Annotated in this window: 23 protein-coding genes; 6 read left to right on the forward strand and 17 right to left on the reverse strand. The window is 65.9% G+C overall.

Translation table 11 applies throughout. From position 1 onward, the window contains the following. Window positions 1-8: 8 nt before the first annotated feature. The 3 genes from rlmKL to HOP03_00935 are packed head-to-tail and all read right to left on the reverse strand — an operon-like array spanning window position 9 to window position 3,228. The gene (gene rlmKL / locus HOP03_00925) at window positions 9-2,177 is read right to left on the reverse strand and encodes a bifunctional 23S rRNA (guanine(2069)-N(7))-methyltransferase RlmK/23S rRNA (guanine(2445)-N(2))-methyltransferase RlmL (protein NOT86726.1); all 2,169 of its coding nucleotides are present in this window, start codon (window positions 2,175-2,177) and stop codon (window positions 9-11) included. Then, the gene (locus tag HOP03_00930) at window positions 2,174-2,728 is read right to left on the reverse strand and encodes a hypothetical protein (GenBank protein NOT86727.1); all 555 of its coding nucleotides are present in this window, start codon (window positions 2,726-2,728) and stop codon (window positions 2,174-2,176) included. The genes rlmKL and HOP03_00930 overlap by 4 nt, the downstream gene beginning before the upstream one ends. Then, window positions 2,728-3,228, reverse strand: coding sequence for an MOSC domain-containing protein (locus HOP03_00935; GenBank protein ID NOT86728.1), 501 nt, complete (start codon window positions 3,226-3,228; stop codon window positions 2,728-2,730). Before HOP03_00935 ends, HOP03_00930 begins: the two co-directional genes overlap by 1 nt. Before the next feature lie 23 nt (window positions 3,229-3,251). On the opposite strand from HOP03_00935, the gene HOP03_00940 reads away from it, so the two are divergent. Then, the gene (locus HOP03_00940) at window positions 3,252-3,830 is read left to right on the forward strand and encodes an N-acetylmuramoyl-L-alanine amidase (GenBank protein ID NOT86729.1); all 579 of its coding nucleotides are present in this window, start codon (window positions 3,252-3,254) and stop codon (window positions 3,828-3,830) included. Between the two features lie 25 nt (window positions 3,831-3,855). Here the strand turns inward: HOP03_00940 and HOP03_00945 are convergent, their stop codons facing one another. From HOP03_00945 to putP, 9 genes are all read right to left on the reverse strand, one after another. Further along, a complete protein-coding gene (locus HOP03_00945; protein ID NOT86730.1) occupies window positions 3,856-5,148 on the reverse strand; it encodes an adenylosuccinate synthase in 1,293 nt (430 codons plus the stop codon). A gap of 270 nt (window positions 5,149-5,418) precedes the next feature. Beyond that, window positions 5,419-7,170 (reverse strand): hypothetical protein, encoded by a 1,752-nt coding sequence (locus tag HOP03_00950; protein NOT86731.1) that lies wholly within the window; start codon window positions 7,168-7,170, stop codon window positions 5,419-5,421. Between the two features lie 276 nt (window positions 7,171-7,446). Next, a complete protein-coding gene (locus HOP03_00955) occupies window positions 7,447-7,632 on the reverse strand; it encodes a DUF2065 domain-containing protein (GenBank protein ID NOT86732.1) in 186 nt (61 codons plus the stop codon). A 16-nt stretch (window positions 7,633-7,648) separates the two neighbouring features. After that, window positions 7,649-8,512, reverse strand: coding sequence for a protease modulator HflC (gene hflC, locus HOP03_00960; GenBank protein ID NOT86733.1), 864 nt, complete (start codon window positions 8,510-8,512; stop codon window positions 7,649-7,651). Then, window positions 8,509-9,636, reverse strand: coding sequence for an FtsH protease activity modulator HflK (hflK, locus tag HOP03_00965; protein NOT86734.1), 1,128 nt, complete (start codon window positions 9,634-9,636; stop codon window positions 8,509-8,511). The genes hflC and hflK overlap by 4 nt, the downstream gene beginning before the upstream one ends. A gap of 77 nt (window positions 9,637-9,713) precedes the next feature. Continuing rightward, the gene (hflX, locus tag HOP03_00970; protein NOT86735.1) at window positions 9,714-11,084 is read right to left on the reverse strand and encodes a GTPase HflX; all 1,371 of its coding nucleotides are present in this window, start codon (window positions 11,082-11,084) and stop codon (window positions 9,714-9,716) included. 221 nt (window positions 11,085-11,305) lie between these two features. Continuing rightward, window positions 11,306-11,593: an RNA chaperone Hfq gene (hfq, locus tag HOP03_00975; protein NOT86736.1), complete on the reverse strand. Its 288-nt coding sequence runs from the start codon at window positions 11,591-11,593 to the stop codon at window positions 11,306-11,308. Between the two features lie 168 nt (window positions 11,594-11,761). Continuing rightward, a complete protein-coding gene (gene miaA / locus HOP03_00980; GenBank protein ID NOT86737.1) occupies window positions 11,762-12,721 on the reverse strand; it encodes a tRNA (adenosine(37)-N6)-dimethylallyltransferase MiaA in 960 nt (319 codons plus the stop codon). 72 nt (window positions 12,722-12,793) lie between these two features. Beyond that, window positions 12,794-14,302: a sodium/proline symporter PutP gene (gene putP / locus HOP03_00985; protein ID NOT86738.1), complete on the reverse strand. Its 1,509-nt coding sequence runs from the start codon at window positions 14,300-14,302 to the stop codon at window positions 12,794-12,796. A 122-nt stretch (window positions 14,303-14,424) separates the two neighbouring features. Here putP and HOP03_00990 point away from each other — a divergent pair, with 122 nt between their 5' ends. Beyond that, entirely contained in the window at window positions 14,425-15,495 is a 1,071-nt protein-coding gene (locus HOP03_00990; protein ID NOT86739.1) for an alkane 1-monooxygenase, read from the forward strand. Window positions 15,496-15,950: 455 nt separating this feature from the next. Then, a complete protein-coding gene (locus tag HOP03_00995) occupies window positions 15,951-18,239 on the forward strand; it encodes a hypothetical protein (GenBank protein ID NOT86740.1) in 2,289 nt (762 codons plus the stop codon). A gap of 26 nt (window positions 18,240-18,265) precedes the next feature. Here HOP03_00995 and folP read toward each other — a convergent pair whose 3' ends face one another. The 3 genes from folP to rlmE form a co-directional block, all read right to left on the reverse strand. Further along, window positions 18,266-19,168, reverse strand: a complete 903-nt coding sequence (gene folP, locus HOP03_01000; GenBank protein ID NOT86741.1) for a dihydropteroate synthase — start codon at window positions 19,166-19,168, stop codon at window positions 18,266-18,268. 68 nt (window positions 19,169-19,236) lie between these two features. Next, window positions 19,237-21,144: an ATP-dependent zinc metalloprotease FtsH gene (gene hflB / locus HOP03_01005; GenBank protein NOT86742.1), complete on the reverse strand. Its 1,908-nt coding sequence runs from the start codon at window positions 21,142-21,144 to the stop codon at window positions 19,237-19,239. Window positions 21,145-21,207: 63 nt separating this feature from the next. Continuing rightward, window positions 21,208-21,843, reverse strand: coding sequence for a 23S rRNA (uridine(2552)-2'-O)-methyltransferase RlmE (gene rlmE / locus HOP03_01010; GenBank protein ID NOT86743.1), 636 nt, complete (start codon window positions 21,841-21,843; stop codon window positions 21,208-21,210). 131 nt (window positions 21,844-21,974) lie between these two features. Here rlmE and yhbY point away from each other — a divergent pair, with 131 nt between their 5' ends. The 3 genes from yhbY to HOP03_01025 are packed head-to-tail and all read left to right on the forward strand — an operon-like array spanning window position 21,975 to window position 23,354. Beyond that, complete coding sequence (yhbY, locus tag HOP03_01015) at window positions 21,975-22,280, forward strand: ribosome assembly RNA-binding protein YhbY (GenBank protein ID NOT86744.1); 306 nt, start codon at window positions 21,975-21,977, stop codon at window positions 22,278-22,280. A gap of 15 nt (window positions 22,281-22,295) precedes the next feature. Next, complete coding sequence (locus HOP03_01020) at window positions 22,296-22,670, forward strand: Xcc1710-like domain-containing protein (GenBank protein NOT86745.1); 375 nt, start codon at window positions 22,296-22,298, stop codon at window positions 22,668-22,670. Between the two features lie 36 nt (window positions 22,671-22,706). Next, window positions 22,707-23,354 (forward strand): peptidase M15, encoded by a 648-nt coding sequence (locus HOP03_01025; protein NOT86746.1) that lies wholly within the window; start codon window positions 22,707-22,709, stop codon window positions 23,352-23,354. A gap of 28 nt (window positions 23,355-23,382) precedes the next feature. Here the strand turns inward: HOP03_01025 and HOP03_01030 are convergent, their stop codons facing one another. After that, window positions 23,383-25,707, reverse strand: a complete 2,325-nt coding sequence (locus HOP03_01030; protein ID NOT86747.1) for a TonB-dependent receptor — start codon at window positions 25,705-25,707, stop codon at window positions 23,383-23,385. Between the two features lie 125 nt (window positions 25,708-25,832). Beyond that, a complete protein-coding gene (locus HOP03_01035; GenBank protein NOT86748.1) occupies window positions 25,833-26,267 on the reverse strand; it encodes a DUF2946 family protein in 435 nt (144 codons plus the stop codon). Window positions 26,268-26,329 lie beyond the last annotated feature (62 nt).

Below are 26,329 nucleotides of genomic sequence, written 5' to 3' on the forward strand. Positions count from 1 at the left end.
GTTGCCGATCAGCGCGCGCGCAGCCGCCATGCCCGGTGGATGCGCGGATTGCGCGCGAAGTCCGGCGGAATGGTCTGCGGACTGATGTCCTCGCAGACCGCGAACGCCGCGATCGCGGCTTCGTCGAAACGGAAGCGGCGATAGTTGTTCGAGAAATACAGCGTGCCGCCGAAGGCCAGGCGGGTCATCGCCGCTTCCAGCAGGCGGACATGGTCTTTCTGCACATCGAAATCGTCCGCACGCGCGGAGTTCGAGAATGTCGGCGGGTCGCAGAAGATCAGGTCGTACTCGCCGCGATCCGCCAACAGCCACGGCAGCACATCGGCCTGCGCCAGGCGGTGCCGTGCGCCGACGATGCCATTGAGCTTGAGGTTGTCCGAGCACCACTGCAGATAGGTCGCCGAGAGATCGACCGACGTCGTCTGCGCTGCGCCGCCCACTGCGGCATGCACGGTCGCTGCGCCGGTATAGGCGAACAGATTGAGGAAGCGCGCGTCCTTGGCTTCCTCGGCGATGCGCAGGCGCATCGGCCGATGATCGAGGAACAGCCCGCTATCGAGGTAGTCGAACAGATTCACCCGAAGCCTGGCCGCGCCTTCGCGGACATCCAGGAATTCGCCGCGCTTTGCCGTGCCGCTGTCGGCGTATTTGCTGCCGCCCTTGCCGATGGCGCGCGTCTTCACCGCCACACGCTCGCGCGGGACCGCGAAGGCATCGCGCGCACCGGCGAGCAGCTCCTGCAGGCGTTTGCGGGTGGTCGCTTCCGGGATTTCGGCCGGTGCGGCGTATTCCTGCACGTGCAGCCAGAGTTCGCCGGTCGTCTCGCCGATGTAGACATCGACCGCCGCAGCGTATTCGGGGATATCCGCATCGTAGACGCGATAACACGTCACGCCCTCGCGCGAACGCCAGGCTTTGCTCGCCTTGAGATTCTTGCGCACGCGGTTCGACACCATCTGTGCGCCTTCGCCGAGCGCGGGCGTCGGCGCATCGGCCGCGACTTCGCGCTGCGGCGGGCGGATCGGGTCGCAGACGATCAGCACGCATTCGATCGCACTGTTGAAGACCTGGTATTTCTTCGCCGCGCGCAACCCGGTGGCGCGCGCCAGTTCGGCATCGCCGCAGAGCAGGCTCGCTTTCCATTCCGGCGTCGCGCGTTTGAGCGCATCGCCCAGCGCGCGATACAGCTGCGGATCGGCGGCGAGCCGCGCATCGTAGGGCGGATTGCAGACCACGAGGCCGCGCGTCTCCGTTATCGCCGGCAGTTGTCTGACATCGTGGACCGTGAAATCGACGACTTCGACGACACCCGCACGCTCGGCATTGTCACGCGCGGCGCGGATCGCATGCGGATCGAGATCGCTGCCATGGAAGCGCGATTGCAGGGCCGCGCGTCCGCGCTGTTCCCGTCCGGTCGCCTCATCGATCAGTTCGCGCCACTGCGGAGCATCGAAACCGAGCCAGCGCGTCGGCGGCGTACCGGCACCCTGCAGATCGCGCAACAACCCGGGCGCGACATCGGCCGCCATCAACGCACCTTCGATCAGCAGCGTGCCGCTGCCGCACATCGGGTCGAGCAGCGCGCCGCCCTCGATGTAGAGCTTCGGCCAATCGCCGCGCATGAGCACCGCTGCGGCCAGATTTTCCTTCAGCGGTGCCTCGCCCTGCATCTGCCGCCAACCGCGACGATGCAGCGGGCCGCCGCCCAGATCGATCGACAGGATCGCTTTGTTGCCGATTTTCGAAGGACGCACCACCAGGTTCAGGCGCAGATCCGGCGATTCCAGATCGACGCTCGGCCGTTCGCCGCCGCGTCCGCGCAGGGTATCGACCACCGCGTCCTTGATCCGCTGCGCGGCGTAGCGCGCGTGGGTGATGACATCGCCGGACACATGCGCATCCACCGCCAGTGTCATGTCCGCACGCAGATGCTGCGACCAGTCGATGGCAGCCGCGCCTGCGTAGAGCGCGTGCTCGTCCGGGCAGTCGTATTCGCCGACCGGCCACAGCACGCGGCTCGCGAGTCGCGACCAAAGTACCGCGCGCTGGGCATCGTGCAATGTGCCTTCCGCATTCGCACCCGCGCGTGCGGCGGTCGCGTGCGCGCAGCCGAGTGCGAGCAGTTCGTCGACCAGCAGATATTCCAGGCCTTTGCCGCAACTGACGAAGAATTTCATGCGCACAGACTCGATAGCAAAGCGGCGAAGGCGTCGGCGGACGTCTGTACGTTCGCGGACAGACGATGGCTGTCGTCGACCATGAGCAGGCGCGCGCGGCGTGCCTTTGCCCATTCCGCGACCGCCATCGCGGGGATCAGCTCATCGTCCCAGCCGTGGATGATGGAAATCGGCACCTGCGGCGCATCCAGCGCCGGCAACGGCCCCATGGTCAGCGGCGGCGCCATCAGGAACAGCGCCTTCACCGGCACGCCGTCATTGGACAACTCGAGCGAAATGCGCGCGGAAATATAGGCGCCGAGGCTGGAGCCGGCCATCACCAGCGGACCGCGTGAGGCCGCCGCTTGCGCCAGCGCGCGCAGGCGCACCAGCCGCTGCGGGACATCGCCGAGGGGGCCGATCTCACGCCGGGCATCAAGGTCGCTGTAATCCGGTCGCTCGTGCGTCCAGCCGAAGCGCTCGGCGATGTCGGCGAGGGCCGTGACCTTGGTCGCATCGGGACCGCTTTCGAAGCCGTGGGAAAGAATGCAATGTCCGCGCAGTTTCAACATCAGTCCTCGATCCAGGTGACCGCATCGTCGATGCGGAAGGTGCCGCCTTGCAGAACCCGCGCGCACAGGCCGCCATGGCCGCGCATCGCGTTGTATCCGCCCGGACCGAGCGCGGTTTCCATCCGCGAACAGGGATCGCAGGGCGCGGTGCCTTCGCAGAGCACGTCGCCGATCAGGAAACGACGCCCTTTCAGCGCGATCAGCGGAATGCCGGACACCACCAGATTGCGCCGCAGCGCCGCCGTCTCGACAGCGTCGAGCCCGGCCAGCGCAGCGATGGCCGGCAGGTGCTCGGCCTGGATCAGGGTGATCCCGCGCTTGCCGCTGGCGCTGGCATAGCGGTCGCCGCGCAGACCTCCGCCGGCCACCGCCTCGGCGCTGTCGACCGCGCGCATCGGCACGCTCCGCGCCGGACGCAACCCGATCCATCGCACCTGCCCGGCGCGTGGAAACTGCGTCATCAGGCGATGGAGTTCGGACTCGGGGGGCGGCAGCGACATCCGCAAATGCTAGCATCCGGACCATGCTTCCCGACTTTCCGCCGATGCCGCCCGTGGTCATTGACCCGCTTCCCTACGAGCTGAAGCTCGACGCGCGCCCACTGTCGCAGATCGATCTGATCGTGATCCACTGCACCGAAACGCCGACGCTGCGCTCCGCGCGCGAGTTCGGCGAAAAGATCCTCTACGAAGGCAGCGGCACCGGCAACAGCGGTCATTACTACATCGACCGCGACGGCAGCACCACGCTGTACGTGCGTCCGGATCGCGTCGCCCATCATGTGCGCGGCTACAACCCGCGCTCGATCGGCATCGAGCTGGTCAATACCGGTCGTTACCCGCACTGGCGCGATTCGAAACATCAGGCGATGGACGAACCGTATCCCGAGGCGCAGATCGTCGCGCTGCTGGCGCTGCTGATCCAATTGCAGCAGCAATTCCCGAGCGTGAAATTCATCACCGGCCACGAAGACCTGGATCGCGAGATGGAGCAGGCCCTCGACGATCCTGCCGCGCAGGTGCCGCGCAAGCGCGATCCGGGGCCGCTGTTCCCATGGGCGAGGGTGATGGATGCAGTGCGCCTCGAGCGCCTGCATCCTTGAGCGATTGAGCGGGCGCGAAAGCGCCTTACGCGAACGGATCCCGCAGGATGATGTTCGCGTCGCGATCCGGGCCCGTGGAGACGATCGCCAGCGGGCAGCCGGCGAGTTCTTCCAGCGAGCGCAGATACGCGCGTGCCGCGGCGGGAAGCTTGTCCCACTCGGTGATGCCGGCGGTGGACTCGCTCCAGCCGGGAAATTCGAGATACACGGGCGTGCACTCGTCCCAGCCGTCCGCGTCCAATGGCGCATATTCGGTGCGCTTGCCGCGATATTCGTAGGCGACGCACATCTTCAGCTTGTCCATGCCGTCGAGGATGTCGAGCTTGGTGATGCACAGGCCGGTGATGCCGTTGATGGCGACGGCGCGCTTGAGCGCGACGATGTCCATCCAGCCGCAGCGGCGCGGGCGGCCGGTGGTGGCGCCGTATTCCTGGCCGCGATCGCGGATGCCCTGGCCGATGGCGTCGTCGAGTTCGGTCGGGAACGGGCCGCCGCCGACGCGGGTGGCATAGGCCTTGGCGATGCCCAGCACGTAGTCGATCGCATCCGCGCCCACGCCGGTGCCGGCGAGCGCGCCGCCGACGGTGGTGTTGCTGGAGGTGACGTACGGATAGGTGCCGTGGTCGATGTCGAGCAGCGAACCCTGCGCGCCTTCGAACAGTACGCGTTTGCCCTGTTTGCGCAGGTCGTGGAGGATGCCGGCGACATCGAACTTCATCGGCTCGACGTATTCACCGAAGGCCAATGCATCGTCGAGGGTCTGCTGGAAATCGACGGCGTCGACGCCGAGATATTTCGTCAGCACGAAATTGTGGTAATCGAGGGTGCTGCGCAGTTTTTCCGCGAGCTCCTTCGGGTAGCTGAGGTCGGCGACGCGGATGCCGCGACGCGCGACCTTGTCTTCGTAGGCCGGGCCGATACCGCGGCCGGTGGTGCCGATGGCCTTGCCGCCGGCGGCTTTTTCGCGGGCCTGATCCAGCGCGATGTGATACGGCATGATGATCGGCGTCGCCGGGGAAATCTTCAGCCGGGCGCGGACATCGACGCCGGTGGCTTCGAGTTCGGCGATCTCCTTCTGCAGCGCGCCGGGGTGCAGCACCACGCCGTTGCCGATCAGGCACAGCGCGTCGGGGCGCAGGATGCCGGAGGGAATCAGGTGCAGCACGGTCTTCTTGCCGTTGATGACCAGCGTGTGGCCGGCGTTGTGGCCGCCCTGGAAACGCACGACGGCGCCGATGTTCTCGGTGAGCAGGTCGACGATCTTGCCCTTGCCTTCGTCGCCCCATTGCGCGCCCAACACCACGACTGACTGACCCATGACGTACTCCGGATATTTCGATGTGGGCGCGACGGAAGTCACGACCCGATGCGTCGTCGGAATCGGGCCCGGGATCGCGGCGTCCACCGCTCCCACAGAAACCGCCTTCACCGACACGGAAAAAGCCGGAGGGGCAGATGCCCCATCCGGCTTTTGTGCATTATCCGGGTTTTCGGGCTGGGGACCACCCTTGATCCGGATTTTTACCCGCGCCAGTCGATCGCTGCGAATGGGGCGAACCGATGGACGGCCCGCCCCGCCGCATCCCGATCAAGGTTTCACGGCTTTGGGCTGGCGGTCGATGAAGTCGTCGATGCCGTTCTGATTGACGTCCAGGCGTCGGCCGGACATCTGGTAGTACGTACGGCTGGCCAGGGGACCACGCACATACTTCCTCAGCTCGGGGTTCCAATAGGTGGCGTTGGGATCGACGGTGTCTCCGGTGAAATACATGGTGGTGGACGGAAACAGGTCGATATTCGTCCCCGGGAAGCAATCGGTGGTATCGGGTCCGCCGCTGATGCGGTCGCTCAGCGCTTTCAGGCAATCGTCGGCGGTGATCACCTCGTAGACATGGCGGGGCTGGTCCAGGCGGGCGATCTGCAGGCTGAGCGCTTTGCCGGGTTCGAGGGTGGCCTTGTCGACCAGCGTGCGCGTCGTGTTGGGCCAGGGGTCGAATGGCATGCCGGTGAAATCGGCGATGCGTCCGCCGCGGACCATCTGATCGAGCGCGACCACACGCGGCAATTCGCGGGCCTGCAGGTTGTTCAACTGCAACGGCACAGCGGCCAGATTGAACACGCCGAGATTCAGGCGCCCGCCCGCGGTATCGAGCGTGCCGGCATCGAAGGCATGCAATCTCGGGTTGAGCGCCATCGCGACGTTGGCGGCGTTTTTCAGGATGACATCCTTGATCACGATCGGATTGAGCGTGCTCAGGCTGAAGTTCACCGTCGTGAACGTCGCGCCGATATGAAACAGCACGCCACCGGGTGCCTGGCCGGGCGTGCCGACGCAGCTGCCGGGATTGGGCGTACTCCAGCGCAATGTGTACGGATAGTAGGTGCCTCCCTGGAACACCTGCGAAGGCCCCGTGGGCCCGATGACGGTCGGATTGATCCATGGGCTGCTGCAGCCGTTGAACGACCAGGCGATCACCGGCGGCGTGGCCGATGGATACAGCACGGTCATGTCGAGACTGTGCGCCGCTGCCGCGTTGGGATTGACCATGTCCCAATTCCACATCGTCTGCAGCGAGAGGCCCAGGTTGGAGGCGAGGGTCGAGAATTCGCCATCGCTGAAATGGCGCCGATAGCCGGCGCGATTCTCGGCGGTCAAACTGCCGCCCGCCGGCATGATGTGATGCTGATAGATGTCTTCGCCGGGCGCGAGCGTGGTGTTGTGGGCCAGACCGTAATTGTGGCCGGCTTCGTGCGCGGCGGTGCCGCCGATGGAGTTGGCCCAGCGGTCGAGCGTCGAGTTGGCGCCGTTCAACGCGCCGCCCGGTCCACCGGTCCACGCCTGGTAGGTCCCGCCCCAGACATACGAATAGTCGACGGCGGTGGCATCGCCCGTATCGACTGCCTGCGCCAGCCCGAACAGATAACCGTCCGCCACATCGGAAGCGGTCGTGACTGCGACGGTACTGCGACGGGGAAACGTCGTCGGCGGTAGTGAGGACGTCGGAATCACTTGCACGTTGAATTCGCAGTAGTCGAGTTCGACGACATGCGTCACCGCGTCGCGCAGTGCGGTGGTGGTACCCGTGTAGCTGGGCAGATCGGCGGCGCTGAACGGCGCGGCGGGATTGGTCGCCGATGCGGCCGAGAAGCCGAACGAGGGATACGCCATCGACGCGGTCGGATACAGCAGGTAAAGCTTGTTGGCCTTGTTGGCCGGATTGTAGGCGAGGCAATTGGCCGCAAGGGACGGGAGGCTCGGTGCAAGCAGCGCGAGCGCGAGGGCCAGTGATGTACGGCGCAGCGTACGTGCGCGATGGCGCGGGTTCGTCGAATCTTTCATGTCGGATCACTCCTTGACCATACGAAAGGAACATCGGCGACATGTACCTTCATCGCCGACGACGATGGGACACGGAAAGGACCCGGATCGAGATGCCTGCCTTGGCGTGTCACGGATCGATTGTGCGCTTCATGCCTTCGGAATCAAGGAAGAAACAGGGCAGAAATCGCATGCCGGCGGCAGCGTTTCCGGAGTCGCTGTCGCAAAAAACGGATCGGGATGAACCGTCCTGCCGGTCGGGCGGCACGCCCTGTCGGCACCGGCGGGTTGGCCGGGCTAGCTGCGAACGAGGGTCAGCGCGATCAGACCACCCGCCAGGACAAGCCCGCCGATCAGCCGCAGCTGTCTCGCGGGCATGGCCAGCAGTTGCTCGGCGGTCCGCTTCCAGACGTTGGGAAAAGCGAACAGCAGCAATCCTTCGAGCACCGCGACGAGCGCGAGCGCGGCCCAGAGATCGTTCATGGGCAACGCGCAGCGATCAACGATCGCTGCGCATGTACTGCAGGAACGGGTCGTCCTTGTCGAGCACGATCACCGCATCGCCGTCGGAGAACGAGCCGCGATAGGCTTCGAGGCTGCGCTGGAACGCATAGAAGCTGGGGTCGGCGTTGGCGGCGTTGCCGTAGATGCGCGCGGCTTCGCCATCGCCCTCGCCGCGCATTTTCTGCGCGTCGCGTTCGGCTTCGGCCAGGATGACGTTGCTGTCGCGATCGGCCTGGGCGCGGATCTGGTTGGCCTGTTCCTCGCCTTCGGCGCGGAGCTTGCTGGCGACCTGCTGACGCTGTGCGCTCATCCGGCGATACACGTCGCGGATCACCTGGCTGTCGGTGGGCAGGTCGATCTGCTTGATGCGCAGATCGACGATGCGCACACCCAGCGTGGCGGCGGCCTTGTTGATGGCAGCAAGCTGCGCGCCGGCGATCTTGCTGCGTTCGCCGGACACCACCTGCGAAAGCGTGCGCGCGTTGATCTCGTTGCGCAGCGAGTCCTTGATGATCGGTGCGAGGCGGTCGATGGCGGCGGCTTCATCACCGGCGGTGGCGCGGTAGAACGCGCGGCTGTCGCGGATCTGGCCGACGGCGAAGAAGTCGACGCTCACGTCCTTGCGCTCGGAGGTGAGGTAGCGCTCGGGTTCGGCGGGCAGCACCTGGAAGCGACCGTCGAAGATGCGGGCGCTCTCGACCAGCGGCACCTTGAAATGCAGGCCGGGGCCAAGGTCGCTGCGTACGACCTTGCCGAGATTCAGCACGATGGCGGTGTGACCTTCGCGCACGACGAACATCGAGCCCATCAACGCGAACAGGGCGATCGCGGCGAGCGGGATCCAGAGGGAAATTCTCATCGGCTGCCTCCATTGCGGCCCGCACTGCGGGCTTTGCGGGCGGTCGTGGGTTCTTCGGGGGTGGCAGTCACGGTGGGCGCGATCAGCTCTGGCGGCGGCGCTTCGCTGGTGACCGGCGCGGCCCCGCGGCCCGGGGCGACGGGCAGATACAGCAGCTGACGGCTGTCGCCGCCGACGATCTTGCGGTTATCGGCCAATACTTTCTGCACGGTTTCCAGCCACAGGCGTTTGCGGGTGACCTCAGGCGCAGTGCGGTATTGCTGCAACAGCAGCGTGAAGCGGGTGGCGTCGCCGGTGGCGCGGGCGATGGACGCGGTCTTGTAGCCTTCGGAGACGGTGCGTGTGCGCGCGGCCTCGCCTCGGGCCTCCGGCACGACCTTCGCGGCGTAGGCGCGGGCTTCGCTGATCAGGCGATCCTTGTCCTGCTGGGCGCTGTTGACGTCGTCGAACGCGGGTTTCACTTCTTCGGGCGGGCGCGCGTTGGGCAGGTTCAGTTCGGTGACGGCCAGGCCGGTGTTGTAGTTCTGCAGCGATTTCTGCAGGCGCACGCGCGCGGCCACGGCCAGCGCGTCGCGCGCGCCGAGCACGGTGTCCAGCGTGGAACGGCCCACTTGCTCGCGCACGGAACTCAATGCGGCCTGTTTGAGCATTTCCTCGGCGTCGCGGGTACCGAACAGCGCGAGCCGCGGGTCGCTGATGCGGTACTGCACGTTGATCTCGACCTGGACGATGTTCTCGTCGCTGGTCAGCACCGGCACGCTGTCGCTGTAGTTCTTGATCTCGGTCGCGTTGACCTTGTAGACGCTTTCGATCGGCCACGGCAGCTTGAAGCTGGGGCCGGGATCCATGGTCCGCACGAACTTGCCGAAGCGCAGCACCACGCCGCGCTCCTGCTCGGTGACCAGCACGAAGGAGCTGAAGACCAGCCACAGACCGATCGCCGCCAGACCCCAGCGCAGCGGATGGTTGCCGCCGCCACCGTCGAAGATCCCGCGCAGGCGGGCGAGGATGTCGTCGAATCCACCGCCGCCACGACCGTTCTGGCGGGGTTTCCATGGCGAGCGTTGATTGCCCCCACCGGAAGAGGAATCGTCGTTCTTGTTACCGGGAGTATTCCAGGCCATGCCTGCTCCAAAGCGAATGCGCTCCGCAGGAATGCGGGCGTGGGGTGGATATTACAAGTGGACGTTTCATGAGGATGTTACCCGGGAAGCCCGTCGTCTTCGGGCGGCAGCAGCGGCTCGAGCGCATCGCCACCGGGCCCGGCGGCCAGTTTCTCCGCGTCGCTCAGGGCCAGATCGATCTCGATGACCCAACCGCCACCATCGTCTTCGTGGGTTTCGGTGCGCACCGCTTCCAACTCGTACAGGCGCGCACGGAGTCGACCAGACCGTGCCGGCAGGTGCACGGTGCCCGCGACCCGCCGCAGACCCAGCCGCGCGACCAGCGCGGCGCGCAGCAGGTCGAAACCGCTTCCGTCGCGCGCCGACAGCCAGACCCGTTCGCGGGCGACCTCTTCCAGCCCGTGACCGTCGGCGGCGATGGCGCTGCTGTCGCCCTCGCCCGCCGCCTGCAGGGCGATGTCGTGTCGCGGCACGGCGCCTTCGATCCGGTCGATCTTGTTGTAGACCAGCAACTGCGGAATCCCGCCCGCGCCCACTTCCTCCAGCACCGCTTCGACCTGGGCGATGCGTTCGTCGCGCAGCGGGTCGGCGGCATCGATCACATGCAGCAGCAGATCGGCTTCACGTGCTTCGGACAGCGTGGAACGGAACGCCGCGACGAGATCGTGCGGCAGGTCGCGGACGAAACCCACGGTATCGGCCAGCATCGCCGCGCCGCCGGGCAGCGCGATCCGGCGCACGGTCGGATCGAGGGTGGCGAACAGACGGTCGTCGGCATACGCGTCGGCGCCGGTCAGCGCGTTGAACAGCGTCGATTTTCCGGCGTTGGTGTAGCCCACCAGCGCGACGCGCGGAAGTTCGCTGCGGACCCGGGCGCGACGCATCTGGGTGTGCTGCACTTCGACCTTGTCGAGGCGCTTCTGCAATTGTTCGACCCGCTTCTGCAGCAGGCGGCGATCGGTTTCGAGCTGGGTTTCGCCCGGCCCGCGCAGGCCGATGGCGCCGCCGCGCTGGCGTTCGAGATGGCTCCAGCCGCGCACCAGGCGCGTGGCCATGTGCCGCAGTTGCGCAAGCTCGACCTGCAGTTTGCCTTCGTGACTGCGCGCGCGCTGGGCGAAGATGTCGAGGATCAGGCCGGTGCGATCGACCACGCGGCGACCCAGCGCTTTTTCGAGATTGCGCTCCTGCACCGGGCTCAGGGTGTGGTTGACCAGGACCAGATCGGCGCCGGTGGCGTCGGCCGCAGCCTTGACCTCTTCCAGCTTGCCGCTGCCGATCAGGATGGCGGCGTTGGGGCGGTCGATGCGGGCATGCAGCATCGCCGCGACCGTGGCGCCTGCGGAGCGGGCGAGATCGGCGAATTCTTCCAGCACGTCCGGCTCCGGCGGGCCGCCGGCATGGGTCTGGATCAACAACGCGATTTCGCCCTTGCGGGATCGTTCGAACAAACCGGGGATATCCGTGGGGGAAGCGGGTGTGCAGTATGACCCGCGCAGGGCGAGGACGGGCGTCGGCGCGGCAAAAGACCGGAACGATCGAGCGCGGAAATGTCGAGCCCGAACGATCGAACCCGGACATATCGAGCCCGAACGATCGAACCCGGACATATCGAGCCTGGACGACCAGGCCAGGGCAACCGGACGCCCCCGGGCGGGGGGCGCCGCCGCGATCAGTCCGCGATACCGCCGCCGACCGGCCCGCTGTCGTCGTCGTTCTCGGACGAATGCACATAACCGCCACCCGGCCCCACGCGCACATTGCGTGCCGGCACCACGGTGGAGATCGCATGCTTGTAGACCATCTGGCTGACGGTGTTGCGCAGCAGGACGACGAACTGGTCGAAGGATTCGATCGTGCCCTGCAACTTGATGCCGTTGACGAGGTAGATCGACACCGGCACGCGCTCGCGGCGGAGCGCATTCAAAAAAGGATCCTGCAAAGACTGCCCCTTGGACATGGTGTTCCCCATTCGGGTTCTTGTTATTGGATGCCGCACGATGGCGACGACTGCGTGCCAGCGGTTCCGGTCGCAATGCGACACGGCACTCCCCTGCCGGACCCTTCGATGTTTACACAACTGCGCGCGGACCGGAAGCCGGCGGAAGGTCCAGGCACTGCCGCCCGATCAGCCCCCGAGGAATCCGCGCAGCGCCGCCTGCAGCCGCGCGCGGTCGGCTTCAGGGTCGAACCACTGCAGGCCCGGATCGCTGCGCAACCAGGTCAGCTGGCGCTTGGCGAGCTGGCGGGTGGCGAAAATCGCGCGGTCGCGGAATCCGCTGGCAGACAACGTACCGTCGAGATGTTCCCAGGCTTGCCGGTATCCGACTGCGCGCAATGCGGGCAAGTCCAACGGCGCCGGATGCGTCCGCAGTTCCGGCAACGCGCGCAGGCTGCGGACTTCATCGAGAAAGCCGGCATCGAGCATCGCGTCGAATCGCCGCTCGATCCGCGCGTGCAGCACGGCGCGATCGCGTGGCGCCACCGCGACTTTCAGCACACGGCACGGGAATCGCTGCGCGGCGGCGGCCGTCTCACGCTGCCAGTCGCTGATCGATCGGCCGCTGAGGCGATACACCTCCAGCGCACGCTGGATCCGCTGCGGATCGTTGACATGGATACGCGCGGCGGCAGCAGCGTCGACGAGCGCAAGCTCGGCGTGCATCGCTGCCCAGCCGCGCGCATCGGCTTCGGTCGCCAGCTGCGCGCGCATCGCCGGATCGGCCTCGGGCATCGGCGACAAGCCCTGCAGCAGTGCGCGGAAATACAGGCCTGTGCCGCCGGTCAGGATCGGCAGACGCCCGCGCGCGACGATGTCGTCGACCGCAGCGCGCGCATCGTTGGCGAAATCGGCCGCCGAATACGGCTGCCACGGCGCGCGCACATCGATCAAATGATGCGGCACCGATGCGCGTTCCGCTTCGGAAGGTTTCGCCGCGCCGATATCGAGCCCGCGATAGACCAATGCCGAATCGACGCTGACGATCTCGCCGCCGAAGCGCTGCGCCCAGTCGAGCGCAAGCGCGGTCTTGCCCGATGCGGTCGGACCCATCAATGCGATGGCGAGGGGGCGGGTGTCGGCGGTCATCGAATGCTTGCGTCTACTGTGGGAGGGGCTTCAGCCCCGACAGTCGGGGCTGAAGCCCCTCCCACAAGCAGATCAATAGCCATGCACCTTCAGCGTCTCCATCACGCCCTTGTGCCGGAACTGCACTTCATCCGAAGGTGCCTTGCCGAGACGGCTGATCACGAAGATCGCGATGCACGCGGCGATCACGCCCGGCACCATTTCGTAGAGTTCGCTGCCGTGCTGCTTCACCGCGATCTCCTTCCACAGGATCACGGTCGCAGCGCCAGCCAGCATCCCGGCAAGTGCACCATTGCGGGTCATGCGTCCCCAGAACAGCGAACACAACACCACCGGGCCGAACGCGGCGCCGAAACCGGCCCAGGCATACGACACCAGTCCGAGGACGCGGCTGTCCGGATCGCGCGCGATCCAGATCGCCAGCAGCGCCACCATCAGCACCATCGTGCGGCCGAACCACACCAGTTCGCGCTGAGTCGCGTTCGGGCGCACGAAACCCTTGAAGAAATCCTCGGTGAGCGCGCTGGAACACACCAGCAGCTGGCACGACAGCGTGCTCATGATCGCGGCCAGAATCGCCGACAGCAGCACGCCCGCGACCCACGGGTTGAACAGCACGGTCGCGAGCTGGATGAAGACGCGCTCGGAATTTTCGGCGACCGGGCCCACCTGGTCCGGATGCTGGGCGAAATAGGCATTGCCGAAGAGCCCCACCGCCATCGCACCGAACAGGCACAGCACCATCCAGGCCATGCCGATGCGGCGTGCCTTGGGAATGGTGGAGAGCGAATCGGCGGCCATGAACCGGGCGAGGATATGCGGCTGCCCGAAGTAACCCAGGCCCCACGCGAGCAGCGAGACGATGCCGACGAACCCCAGCGCGCCGCCCTTGAACCAGTCGAGCTTGGCCGGATCGGTCTGTTCGATCAGTGCAAGGCTGGCATCGACGCCGCCGCTGCCCAGCACCACCATGATCGGTGTCAGCACCAGCGCGAAGATCATCAGCGATGCCTGCACGGTATCGGTCCAGCTCACCGCGAGAAAGCCGCCGATCAGCGTGTACAGGATCGTCGCCGCCGCGCCCCACCACAGCGCTTCCGCGTAGGGCACGCCGAACACGCTCTCGAACAAACGCGCACCGGCGACGATGCCGCTGGCGCAGTACACCGCGAAGAACACCAGGATCACGATCGCCGAGAACACGCGCAGCACTTTGCTGCGATCCTCGAAGCGGTGGGTGAAATAGTCGGGCAAGGTCAGTGCGTTGCGGGTGCGCTCGGTGTAGACGCGCAGCGGGCCGGCGACGAATTTCCAGTTGCACCATGCACCGACGATCAATCCCAGCGCGATCCACGCCTCCGACACGCCGCCGAGATACAGCGCGCCCGGCAGGCCCATCAACAGCCAGCCGCTCATGTCCGAGGCACCCGCCGACAGCGCGGTCACCACGCTGCCCAGCGAACGCCCGCCGAGGATGTAGTCGTCGAAACTGCGGGTGGAACGCCACGCCCAAAGGCCGATGAGGATCATCGCGATCAGATAGACGCCAAAGGTGATGAGCAGCGGCTGGCCAGCGGTCATGCGCGGTTCCCGGATCGAGACGGATGTCGCGCAGGATACCCCGGCGGACGCCAGCGACGAATGTCGCACTGCAGCGCACGGCGGACTTGCCACCGATCGGGGTTTGCGTACACGCTTGAACGATGCCTCCATGGAAACGCTTCGGCTTCCTGTTCGTGTTCGTGGTGCCCGCACTGATGCCGGCCGCCGCGTGGCTCGGCGCGCGCAGCGGGCATCCGGACCTGATGGCGTGGTTTCCGCTGTTCTTCCTGTTCGTGCTGCTGCCGGTGGCCGATTACGGCCTCGGCCACGATCCGCGGAATCCCACGGTGGAAGCAGCGAAAACGCTCGAAACCGACCGCTGGTTCCAACTGATGACGCTGGCCGCGCTGCCGGCGCAACTGGGCGTGCTGATCTGGTCGGGCTGGCATTTCGTGCACGCCGATTTCGGACCCGCTGGTATCGCAGGCTGGCTGCTGTCGCAGGGCATCGTCGGCGGCGTGCTGGCGATCAACGTCGCCCACGAACTCATTCACAAGGACACCGCACTCGAGCGCGCTGTCGGCGGCCTGCTGCTGACCAGCGTCGGCTACCACGGGTTCAAGATCGAGCATGTGCGCGGTCATCATGTCCACGTGTCCACGCCCGAGGACGCGTCGAGCGCGCGCTTCAGGCAATCGCTGTGGCATTTCCTGCCGCGTGCGCTCGTCCGCAACACCGTCAACGCATGGACACTCGAAGCGCAACGCCTCGCCAGACAGAACCAGCGCTGGTGGAGCATCGACAACGAGCTGGTTCGCTGGAGTCTGCTGTGGCTGGCGTCGATCGTCGCCTTCGGCGTCTGGCTCGGCCCGCTTGGGCTGGCGTACTTTCTCGCGCAGGGTTTCTTCGCCGCGTGCGCGCTGGAAATCATCAATTACATCGAACACTACGGCCTGGAACGGCAGCGCCTCGCCGACGGCCGCTACGAGCGCACGACGCATCTGCATTCGTGGAACTCGGACTATCTGATCAGCAACCTGCTGCTGTTCCATCTGCAGCGGCATTCGGATCACCACGAAACGCCGCGCCGCCGCTATCAGACGCTGCTGCATCATGCCGACAGCCCGCAGCTGCCCGGCGGCTACGCCGCGATGTTCCTGCTCGCGCTGTGTCCGCCGCTGTGGTTCCGGATCGTGGATCCCCGGGTGCGGGCTTTCCACGCCAGGCGATAGCCTGAAAACGCAGCACACAGGAGCGATGCAGGAGAGATGTAGGAGAGATGTAGGAGCGACTTCAGTCGCGAAGCCCATATCACCGCACATGCATCAAGATCCAAATTTCGCCATTCGATCGAACAGTGCATTCTCTGGTTCTATGGGACATGTCGCCTGAAGGTTGGCCGGCTTCGCGACTGAAGTCGCTCCTACAAGGCCGTGAACCGCGATGTCCTCAAGACGAACGCCCGCGTCCTGTTCTGGGCACTGCATCACATTCGCACTGTGTCTCAAGCTGCAGCCCACGATCGATGAGGCTGCTAGCCTCAGCAACGAGCGGGTGCATTCGCGCACTGCCCATCCCCCGGGGCGTCCAAAAGATGATCGTTGCCACCAGAAACGTCGCACGGCGCAGCATGCTTCTGTGCGCGACTGCAAGTCTTTCGATACTGCTCGGCGGCTGCGGCGCCGACATGAGCGCGGGCACGACCGGCGGAACAGGCAAGGCCGCAGATGCCGCGACTTCGCCATTGCCGGCCGTGCATCCGGTCTCGCGAGCGGCGACGGCCGCGGCGATCCAGAACCCGATCCTGTTCGTGACCCAAGTACCGACGCCCGGAGAGGTCTTCGCCACCCGGGGCTCGACATTCGCCAACCACCTCGGCGGAATCAACTCGGCGCCGCGCGGTGGCGATCTGATGATCCGGTATCCGGACGGCACCCTGCGCAATCTCACCAAGGAAGCCGGCTACGGCATGGAGGGCCAACAAGGCGCCAACGCGATCGCCGTACGCGAACCGGCGGTGCACTGGAGCGGTACCAAAGCCATTTTCAGCATGGTCATCGGCGCGCCGCCCACCCAGTACACGCAGATCGACAAGCAGTGGCAACTGTATGAAGTGACCGGCCTGGGCAAAGGGCAGACGGTGGCCATCACCAAGGTGTCCGGGCAGCCCGCGAGCTACAACAACGTCTCGCCGTTCTACGCCAGCGACGATCGGATCCTGTTCACCTCCGACCGGCCGCGCGGCGGCGAAGCGCATCTGTATCCGCAGCTGGACGAATACGAAAGCACCGCCACGATCACCGGCATCTTCAGCCTGAACCCGGAGACCGGGCAGGTGTCGATCCTCAACCACACGCCGAGCGGCGCGTTCTCGCCGTTCATCGACAGCTACGGCCGGATCATCTTCACGCGCTGGGATCATCTGCAGCGCGACCAGCAGGCGGATGCCGGCACCTACGGCGCGTTCAATTCCGCGAGCGAAGCGGCGAACGCCGCGAAGCTCACGCAGACCGAGGTGTTTCCGGAATCCCGCCTCGGCATGGGCAGCCCGTACGGCAACGTCAGGGGCTTCACCTACAATCTGTTCACGCCGTGGGAGATGAAGCAGGACGGCAGCGGCGAACTGTCGCTGAACCACATCGGCCGGCACGAGATGTCGTTCGGCTATCTGAGCAAATCCTTCGATACCGACCCCGCGCTGCAGGAGTTCACCAACGAAGCGATCATCGCCAACCGCAAGCGGATCGGCGACGACGCCGGCATTTTCCATATCCACGAAAGTCCGCAGGCGCCCGGGATCTACTACGGCATCTATGCGCGCGAATTCGGCTCGCTGACATCGAGTCAGATCGTGCGTTTCACCGGCGCGCCCGGCCTGAATCCGGAACAGATGACGATCGTCGATGCCTCCGCGCCCGAAGCGAACGGGAGCCTGGTCGGTGGACGTTACCGCAACCCGCTGCCGTTGACGTCGGGACAGATGGTGGCGTCCTACACCGCGAGCGCCATCGTGCAGGACGGCATGCAATTCCGTCTGCACCAGCTGGCGACCGACGCCAACGGCCTGTTCACCGCCGGCACACCGCTGACCACCGGCATCAACAAGACCGTGTCGTGGTGGAGCCCCGATGTGAAACTCACCTACAGCGGCCCGCTTTGGGAATGGGAAGCGGTGGAGGTCGTTGCCAGAGCAAGGCCCACCGCGGGCGTGTCGCCGATCGACGCGATCGAGAAGGCAGTGCTCAATGAGGAACAGGTCGACGAGCGCATGCTCCGCGACTGGATGAAAGCCAACCAGCTCGCGCTCATCGTCACCCGCAACCAGACCAGCCGCGACCGCGCCGACCGCCAGCAACCGTTCAACCTGCGTATTCCTTCGGGCCTCAAGACCACCGGCGATGGCGGGCGTGTCTACGACATTGCGCACTACCAGATCTTCGAGGCCGCGCAGATCCGCGGCTACAACAATTTCCGCTCGGGGCGACGCCCGCTGGCGCAGCCGATCGCCGGTTCGAAGAACCCCGGCAATCCATCGGGCCCGCCGAGCAGCGTGAAGATCGCCGCCGACGGGTCGACCGCCGCGTTCGTTCCGGCGAACCGCGCCTTGACCTGGCAGACCACGGATGCGAGCGGCGCGGCGATCGTGCGCGAACGCATCTGGGTGACGATGCAGCCGGGCGAAATCCGCACCTGCGCCGGCTGCCATGGCGAGAACACGAAGAATCAGGCCGGGCAGCCGGCACCGGTCAACAAGCCCGAAGCGCTGCGCGAACTGCTGCGTTACTGGAAACAGAATCTCGCGCCGACAGAACGCAACGGCTCGCGCGCGCGGGTCCGGCCGCGGACAACGCAGGCATCGATGGCTGCGCCGCCAACCGCGTCAAACGCTGCGGCCGTGTCCGCACGTCTCCGGGACGGTGCGCACTTGGAAGGCAAGCACTTGGAAGGCACGTACCGGGACGGCACGCGGAGATAAGCACCCGGCCGCGTTTGTACCGCCGGCTAATCCTCGTCCGGCCAGCGGATACCCGAAGACGAAGCCGAAGACTTCTTCGGCTTCGGCATCCCGGCAATCGCATTCCAGACTTTCAGTGCATCGACGGTCGCGGCGACATCGTGCACGCGCAGGAGTTTCGCGCCGCGCTGCGCGGCGATGACGTGCGCGGCGACGGAACCATGCACGCGATCGTGCGGGTTGTCGCGGCCGGTGAGTTCGCCGATCGTGCGCTTGCGCGAAAGCCCGGCGAGCACCGGCACGCCCAGATCGGTGAAGCGTTCCATCTGCGCGAGCAGCGCCAGATTGTGCGCGGTGGTCTTGCCGAAACCGAAACCGGGATCGACCACGATTTTTTTCTTCGGAATGCCGGACATTTCCGCAGCGAAGAGGCGTTCGGCGAGGAAACGATGCACGTCGGCGACGACATCGTCGTAGTCGGGCGAGTCCTGCATCGAACGGGGTTCGCCCAGCATGTGCATCAGCACCACCGGCACGCCGAGTTCGGCCGCCGCATCCAGTGCGCCATCGCGACGCAGCGCATACACATCGTTGATCATGCCGGCGCCGGCCGCGACCGCCGCACGCATCACTTCGGGCTTGGAGGTGTCGATGCTGATCGGCAACGACGTCGTTTTCGACAGGCGCTCGATCACCGGAATCACCCGCCGCAGTTCCTCTTCCACCGGCACGTCGTCCGCACCGGGCCGGGTGGATTCGCCGCCGATGTCGAGGATGTCGGCGCCCTCCTCCGCCAGAAGCAGCGCGTGCGCAACCGCGGCTTCGACGGTCGCATGTTCGCCGCCATCGGAAAACGAATCCGGGGTGACATTGACGATGCCCATCACGCGCGGGCGATCGAGCACGAGGATCCGGCCGGCGCAGTCGAGTTGGGGCGAGAGATCGAACATCGGGGTTCCCGTCAGTAAAAAAGGCCAGAGAAACTCTGGCCTTTCAGGTGGCGCGATGCAAACCGCCTTCAGGTCTGCGCGGCAGGCCCGCCGATCATCGGTGCCGGCGGATGCGCGTCGTCCTTGGGCGGAGGATTGCGATCCCAACCCATCGGCGGCGGCGGCTCGCGGTTTTCCATGATCGCGTCGATCTGCGGTGCGTCGATGGTTTCGTACTGCAGCAGCAGCTTCGCCATCGTATGCAGCTTGTCGAGATTGTCGGTCAGCAGTTTTTTGGTGCGGGCGTGTGCGTTGTCGAGGATGCTGCGCACGACCTCGTCGATCTTGCGCGCGGTGTCGTCGGACACGTTCTTGTGCTGGGTGACCGAACGGCCGAGGAACACCTCGTCCTCTTCTTCACCGTAGGCGATCGGACCGAGCTCTTCGGACAGGCCCCACTTGGTGACCATGTTGCGGGCCATCTTGGTCGCGCGCTCGATATCGTTCGATGCGCCGGTGGTGACCTTGTCTGCGCCGAAGATCAGTTCTTCGGCGACGCGTCCGCCGTACAGCGAGCACAGCCGGCTGTGCAGACCTTCGCGGGTGATGCTGTAGCGGTCGCCTTCGGGCAGATACATGGTCACGCCCAGGGCGCGCCCACGCGGGATGATCGTCACCTTGTAGACCGGGTCGTGATCCGGCACCAGGCGGCCGACGATGGCGTGGCCGGCTTCGTGGTACGCGGTGTTGCGCTTCTCTTCCTCGCTCATGGCCATCGAGCGGTTCTCGGTGCCCATCATGATCTTGTCGCGGGCCTTGTCGAAATGCTCCATGCGCACTTCCTTGCCGTTCTCGCGCGCCGCGAACAGCGCGGCCTCGTTGACGAGATTGGCGAGATCGGCGCCCGAAAAACCGGGCGTACCGCGCGCGATCACCATCGGCACGACATCGTCGGCCAGCGGCACTTTGCGCATGTGCACGCGCAGGATCTGCTCACGGCCGCGCACGTCCGGCAGGCCGACCACGACCTGGCGGTCGAAACGTCCCGGGCGCAGCAGCGCCGGATCGAGCACATCGGGACGGTTGGTGGCGGCCACCACGATCACGCCTTCGCCGCCCTCGAAACCGTCCATCTCGACCAGCAACTGGTTGAGGGTCTGCTCGCGTTCGTCGTGACCGCCGCCCAGACCGGCGCCGCGATGACGGCCGACCGCGTCGATTTCGTCGATGAAGATGATGCAGGGCGCGTGCTTCTTGGCCTGATCGAACATGTCGCGCACGCGGCTGGCGCCGACGCCGACGAACATCTCGACGAAGTCCGAACCGGAAATACTGAAGAACGGCACCCGTGCCTCGCCGGCGATGGCCTTGGCGAGCAGGGTCTTGCCGGTGCCCGGCGGACCGACCATCAGCACGCCGCGCGGAATCTTGCCGCCGAGCTTCTGGAATTTGCCGGGATCGCGCAGGAATTCGACCAGTTCGGCCACTTCCTCCTTCGCTTCATCGCAGCCGGCGACATCGGCGAATGTCGCCTTGGTCTGGTCCTCGTTGAGCAGCTTGGCGCGCGAGCGGCCGAAGGACATCGCGCCCTTGCTGCCGCCCTGCTGCATCTGCCGCAGGAAATAGAAGAAGAAGCCGACGATCAGCGCGATCGGCAGCAGATTGAACAGCAGGCCGAGGAACAGGTTGCGTCCCGACGACGGCGGCGTCTGCACGATCTCGACCTTGTGGTTGATCAGGTCGCCGACCAGTTCGGGATCGCCCGGACTGAACGTCTGGAATTCGCTGTCGTCCTTGTTCACGCCGCGAATGGTCTTGCCGTCTTCTTCGATGACGACTTTCTTCACCTTGCCGGCCTGGACCTGTTCCACGAACTGGTCGTAGGTCAACGGCTTGTTGGCCGTGCCCAGCCCCGGCGGGGTGAAGCTCTGGAACACCGCCATCAGCACGATGGCGACGATCACCCACAGCAGCAGATTCTTGGCCAAGTTGTTCATCCTTCTTGCGCGATCGGCCCCATGCGGGACCGGATATTCGGAATTCCGGAGCTTGCCACCGCGTCAATCGACCGCGGTGCGATGCTTGCCCTGTGCCAGAGCGTAAACCTCCGGCGACCGCTTGCGCGATGCCGCCGGCTTGCGGATGACGACACGGGTATAGCGCTTGCGCAAGGCCCGGACGTAATCGTCGAAACCCACTCCCTGGAACAGCTTGATCAGGAAGGCGCCGCCGGGCCGCAGGTGACGGTCGGCGAAGTCCATCGCCAGTTCCGCCAGATGCATGGCCCGGGGCAGGTCCACCGCATCCACACCGCTCATATTGGGGGCCATGTCGGAGAGCACAAGGTCCACGGCCTGCCCGTTCAGCATGGCCTCGAGCCCGGCCAGCACCGCATCCTCGCGGAAGTCGCCGTGGATGAATTCCACCCCGGCCAGCGATGGCATCTCGAGGATATCCAGGGCCACCACCCGGCCGTTGTCGCCCATGGCCTGGCGGACCCACTGCGACCAGCCGCCCGGGGCGGCGCCGAGGTCCACCACCACCATGCCCGGCTTGAGCAGACGATCGCGTTCGACCAGTTCCTCGAGCTTGTAGGCCGCACGCGAACGCAAGCCCTCCGCCTGCGCCTTCTTGACGTAGGGGTCGGCGAAATGCTCTTTGAGCCAGCGTTGGCTGCTCTTGCTGCGTGTGGCCATGGGGGAAGAGACGGAAGCGGAGGCGAAAAGGAGGCAAAGCCCGAAGAATCGGGCGGGTTGCTGGCCATGATACCCTGCGCGCCAGCTCGTGCTCGTCTTACCCCCGCCCGCCTTCCAAGTCCCTTTCCCGCATGCCGATCGCACTTACCAACGCCCAGAACCGGTTCCTCCGCGGCCAGGCCCATGGCCTGAAAGCGATGCTGCAGATCGGCGCCAAAGGTCTCACCGACGCCGTGATCGCCGAAGTGGGCGCCGCGCTGGAGCATCACGAACTGATCAAGGTGAAGGTCGCCGCTGCGGATCGCGAGGCGCGCGATGCGATGATCTCGGATCTGGCCGGCCGCTGCGAAGCGGCGCTGGTGCAGCGCATCGGCAACGTCGCGGTGCTCTACCGTCCCAGCACCGACCATCGACAGATCGTCCTGCCACGCGGTTGATACGCGGCGGCGTCCATGCAACTGCATCTCGAACGCCCCGATTACACCTACTTCCTGCGCGGCGCCGACGGCACCAGCGCACTGCTCAATGAGCGTCGCTTGACCGCGAGTTTCGTGCTGGCGCCGAATACGCTGGTCGAGGACTGGCCGGTGCACGATGTCAAAACGATGGTGCCCGCCGATCTGGACGCACTGTTCGCGCTGCAGCCGGAGCTGATCCTGCTCGGTTGCGGCGCCACCCAGGCGTTTCCGCCGGCAGCGACGATGGCGGCCTGCCTGTCGCGAGGCATCGGCCTGGAAACCATGACCAATGCCGCCGCCGCGCGCACCTTCAACGTACTCGCGAGCGAAAGCCGGCGTGTGGTCGCGGGTTTCGTGCTGGCCGGTTGACTCGCGCACTCGAATCACGCAACCCTCATCCTGCACATGCGCAACATCGCCAGCACTGCATCCGCTACCAAGCCCGCGTTCGCACTGGCGTTGACGCTGGCATTCGCGCTGACGTCCTGCTCGATCATCCGGCCTTCGCCGGAAGCGCGTTACAAGCGATGGCAGGCAAGCCACGCGTCCGAAATCCGGGAATACCGCACCTTCCTGCAAAGCAACGACAGTGCCGACACCGTGCCGATGCACGCGCTGCTGCGCACCGCGCGCCGCTGGCGCCTGTGCGGGAACCGCGAATTCGCGACCCCGCCACCCGAGCTGTGGCCGAACATGCCGCCGACGCTGCGGGTGGTGGCGCAGCTGCGCGATGCGGGCATTCTCGACACCACGCTGGCGCGTTCGGTGTACCGCGATGAAGCCATGAATACCTGCGCCGGCGGCAGTTCCGGCAGCAAACATCGCGAGAACCGGGCGATCGACTTCGACCTGCCGCCGAATACCGACAACGTCGCGCGCCTCTGCGACTTCTGGCGCACGCAGGGCCCCGCACTGAATCTCGGCCTCGGCTTCTATACGCCGACGGCGATCCATCTGGACACCGCCGGCTTCCGCACCTGGGGCAGCGATCATCATCGCGGCACCTCGCTGTGCATCACCGAAGTGGACGCATCGCCCCCGCACCAGCCGTAGCCGCTGGTGCAGGGACGATGCGCTACGATCAGAACTTCACGTTCACTGCGGCGTAAATCGAACGGCCCGGTCCGGGCACGGCCACGGCCCACTGCGGATAGTTCGGCAGCGTCGGATTCATCGACATCGTGGTGCCCTGCCCGAGATAGGCGCCGCCGGTCGGCAAGGCATGGAACCTGTCGAACAGGTTTTCGACGCCCACATCGAGACGCACGCGATCCCATTCGCGCGCCACGCGCAGGTTGACCAGGCCATAACCGGCCGTCTCCAGCTCGTTGCGCACCCGCGAGACGCTGTTCTTGCTGGTCACGCCCACCATTTCCAGCGCGTTGTCCCAACCGCCCAGCTTATGGGTCAGCGCGATGCGCGCATTCAACGGCATCAGGTTGTAGAGGTTGTCGTGGCTGATGCTGTTCTCGCCCTTGGCGTAGGCGAGCTTGCCTTCCAGTCCGAATACGCCGAAGCGGACATCACCCAACCGCAGCTTGCCGGACACATCCAGTCCGTAGAGCCTTGCGTTGGCATTGGCGTACTTCAACACGGAGAACGCGCCCTTCACCGGCACCGCGCGCGGCGCATTGGTGGCCGCGTCCCACTGCACGGCATCGATGTAGTCGGTAACGCGCGTGTAGTACGGCGTCGCCTGCAGCTCCCAGGCCCTGTCGGCCGCATGCCAGTCGAAGGTCACCGACGTGGTCACCGCACGCTCCGGCTTGAGGTCGAGATTGCCGATGTAACCATTGCCGTCGCCGACGAAGTTGTTCATCACCGCCGCCATCGACCATGTCGACCATGGATAGACTTCGTACAGCCCGGGAGAACGCGTCTTGCGCGCGATCCCGAACGCGATATCGGTGTGTTCGTCCTTGGCGAAGCGGAAGATCGCGCTGGCATCCAGATTGCCGTCGCTGCGCGAACGGTTCGCCGCATTGAACAGACCCGCATCGCGCATCTGGTACGAGCCCATCATGTTGCTGGAGGGGTTGTAGCCCTGCGCATCGCCGGCATCCATGCGCACGCGTTCGTAGCGCACACCGAGCTCGGCCACCCAGCGCGCATCGAAATGGTGTTCCCATTCGGCATGGGCCGCGCTGCGTTCGCGCTCGCCGTCGCGGATGTTCCAGAACGTGCCGGGCCACATCATTCCGCCCGACGGCGGCCACCAATCATCGAGCCGGTAGAGGCGATGTTCCGCACCGACGCGGAGCAGATCGTCGCCGGCCAGCTTGAATTCGGCATCGACCGTCAGCGCCGTGGTGTCGCTTTCGGTGTCCATCGGCATGCCCGCAGCGCAGTTCATGCCGATCGGCGCGCACGACACCGCTGCGCTGCCGGGCGGATTGCCGACGTTCGTGGCCATGCCGTACCAGTAACGCTTGTCGGCGCCGAAATCCATGTGGTGCTCAAGGGTTTCGCGATACACGCGCGCGTCCAGCCGGCCCCAGTCGAAATCGCCGCGATAGCGCAGTTTGAAACGGCGCTGCCGGTTGTCGAGCAGATCCATGCGCTGGTTCGGGAAGCCCTGCTCGGGCATGCCCTGCCAGCCGACCGTCGCCTCCAGCAGATGGTCGCCCCAGGCATAGGCCAGATCGAGCGTCTGGTTGCGCGTGGTGTAGGCGCTTGAACCCACTTCATCGCGACCGAGCGTATGGCCGGCACGTCCGCTGAAATCGTAGGTCTTGAAATCGTCGCCGGCAACGTAGTTGTCGGCCTTCGCGACGGAACCTGCGTAGCGCAGGCTGAAACGTTCGGTGGCGAAGGTCGCGGCCACGTTCGCGCCGTGCGCATCGCCGTTGCTGCGATAGAACGCGCCGATTTCGCCGGACAACACGTGGCCGCTGCCTGCGGCGGCGAACACCGGCGGCTTGCGGTCGACGACGATGCTGCCGCCGATGGAATCGCCGCCCACCGAGACCGGGGTGATGCCCGGATAAACGGTGATCCGGCCGATATCGCCCGGCGCCACGTACGACAGCGCCGGATTCATGTGATTCGGGCACGAGGCGGTGATGTCCGCGCCATCGACCTGGATGCGCAGACGGTCGTCGCCCAGACCGTGGATGGCGGGCAGGCCCGACACCCCGCCGGCGGCGTTGATCGACACGCCGGGCAGGCCGTCGAGCAGACGCGCGGCGTCGCTGGTGGCGGCCTGGCGGGCACGGGTGGCATCGCCGTCCATCTGCCGCGCCGGTGCGATCGAAGCGCGATCGCCTTCGACGAATACTTTCGGCAGGACGGTGGCGGCATCGCTGCCGTCGGGAGAGATGGGCGCATCGGCGGGCTCGGCGGCGAGCGCGCACAGCGGCAGTGCGGCAAGGATCGCCGCGAACAGGGGATTGAATCGGAACGACATGGATGACTCCGGAAACTCGGGCGTGCGCGCGAACGCATGACACGCATGGGGGTGTTCCGCCGCAGACGGTTACGGGCACGCGGGATGGGCCCGGTGCGGCGATGAAGAGGGTGCTATCGGCGCGATCAGATCGCGATGCGCGCCTGCGGCGGCCCGCGTGGCCCCAATCCCAGGAGATATCGATCGAGGCTGTGCGAACCCCGACGCTGCGCGAAGGCCGCGTCGTGGAGACGCGGCGACAGCCACGCCAGCAGCATGCCGGCGAGCAGTACGACCGCCGCCAGCAGCGGGCAATACGGGCAATCGTCGCCGGCATGCTCGCCACGGCTGCGATCACCGCGATCTTCCGCAGCGGCATCGGTTCCGGCGAAGAGACCCTGCAGCGGCGCAGGCAAGACCACCAGCCCGCGCATCGTGCACATCGCGTTCCACGCCGACGCCATCGGATCGGGATTCAACGCCTGATGCAGGCGTCCGATGGTGGGCAACAACGACAGCAGCAGGCTCGCGGCGAACGCGAGCGACAGCAGCAAGGGACGTTGGCGGCGCAGTGGCGACATGATGGCGCGGATTAAAGCCGGATCGAAAAGACAGGGCCTTGCGCGAGGTCAATTTCGATGGC

The organism is Lysobacter sp. (assembly GCA_013141175.1).
Classification (GTDB): Bacteria; Pseudomonadota; Gammaproteobacteria; order Xanthomonadales; family Xanthomonadaceae; genus Lysobacter_I.

Coding starts and splice junctions, on each gene's coding strand:
- yhbY (NOT86744.1), top strand. CDS start 21,975: ATGCCGATCGCACTTACCAACGCCCAGAACCGGTTCCTCCGCGGCCAG.
- HOP03_01025 (NOT86746.1), top strand. CDS start 22,707: ATGCGCAACATCGCCAGCACTGCATCCGCTACCAAGCCCGCGTTCGCA.
- miaA (NOT86737.1), bottom strand. CDS start 12,721: ATGACCGCCGACACCCGCCCCCTCGCCATCGCATTGATGGGTCCGACC.
- hflC (NOT86733.1), bottom strand. CDS start 8,512: ATGAGAATTTCCCTCTGGATCCCGCTCGCCGCGATCGCCCTGTTCGCG.
- HOP03_01030 (NOT86747.1), bottom strand. CDS start 25,707: ATGTCGTTCCGATTCAATCCCCTGTTCGCGGCGATCCTTGCCGCACTG.
- putP (NOT86738.1), bottom strand. CDS start 14,302: ATGACCGCTGGCCAGCCGCTGCTCATCACCTTTGGCGTCTATCTGATC.
- HOP03_00940 (NOT86729.1), top strand. CDS start 3,252: ATGCTTCCCGACTTTCCGCCGATGCCGCCCGTGGTCATTGACCCGCTT.
- HOP03_00930 (NOT86727.1), bottom strand. CDS start 2,728: ATGTTGAAACTGCGCGGACATTGCATTCTTTCCCACGGCTTCGAAAGC.
- HOP03_00950 (NOT86731.1), bottom strand. CDS start 7,170: ATGAAAGATTCGACGAACCCGCGCCATCGCGCACGTACGCTGCGCCGT.
- HOP03_00955 (NOT86732.1), bottom strand. CDS start 7,632: ATGAACGATCTCTGGGCCGCGCTCGCGCTCGTCGCGGTGCTCGAAGGA.
- HOP03_00935 (NOT86728.1), bottom strand. CDS start 3,228: ATGTCGCTGCCGCCCCCCGAGTCCGAACTCCATCGCCTGATGACGCAG.
- HOP03_00990 (NOT86739.1), top strand. CDS start 14,425: ATGCCTCCATGGAAACGCTTCGGCTTCCTGTTCGTGTTCGTGGTGCCC.
- folP (NOT86741.1), bottom strand. CDS start 19,168: ATGTTCGATCTCTCGCCCCAACTCGACTGCGCCGGCCGGATCCTCGTG.
- HOP03_00945 (NOT86730.1), bottom strand. CDS start 5,148: ATGGGTCAGTCAGTCGTGGTGTTGGGCGCGCAATGGGGCGACGAAGGC.
- HOP03_01035 (NOT86748.1), bottom strand. CDS start 26,267: ATGTCGCCACTGCGCCGCCAACGTCCCTTGCTGCTGTCGCTCGCGTTC.
- HOP03_00995 (NOT86740.1), top strand. CDS start 15,951: ATGAGCGCGGGCACGACCGGCGGAACAGGCAAGGCCGCAGATGCCGCG.
- rlmE (NOT86743.1), bottom strand. CDS start 21,843: ATGGCCACACGCAGCAAGAGCAGCCAACGCTGGCTCAAAGAGCATTTC.
- hfq (NOT86736.1), bottom strand. CDS start 11,593: ATGTCCAAGGGGCAGTCTTTGCAGGATCCTTTTTTGAATGCGCTCCGC.
- hflK (NOT86734.1), bottom strand. CDS start 9,636: ATGGCCTGGAATACTCCCGGTAACAAGAACGACGATTCCTCTTCCGGT.
- HOP03_01020 (NOT86745.1), top strand. CDS start 22,296: ATGCAACTGCATCTCGAACGCCCCGATTACACCTACTTCCTGCGCGGC.
- rlmKL (NOT86726.1), bottom strand. CDS start 2,177: ATGAAATTCTTCGTCAGTTGCGGCAAAGGCCTGGAATATCTGCTGGTC.
- hflB (NOT86742.1), bottom strand. CDS start 21,144: ATGAACAACTTGGCCAAGAATCTGCTGCTGTGGGTGATCGTCGCCATC.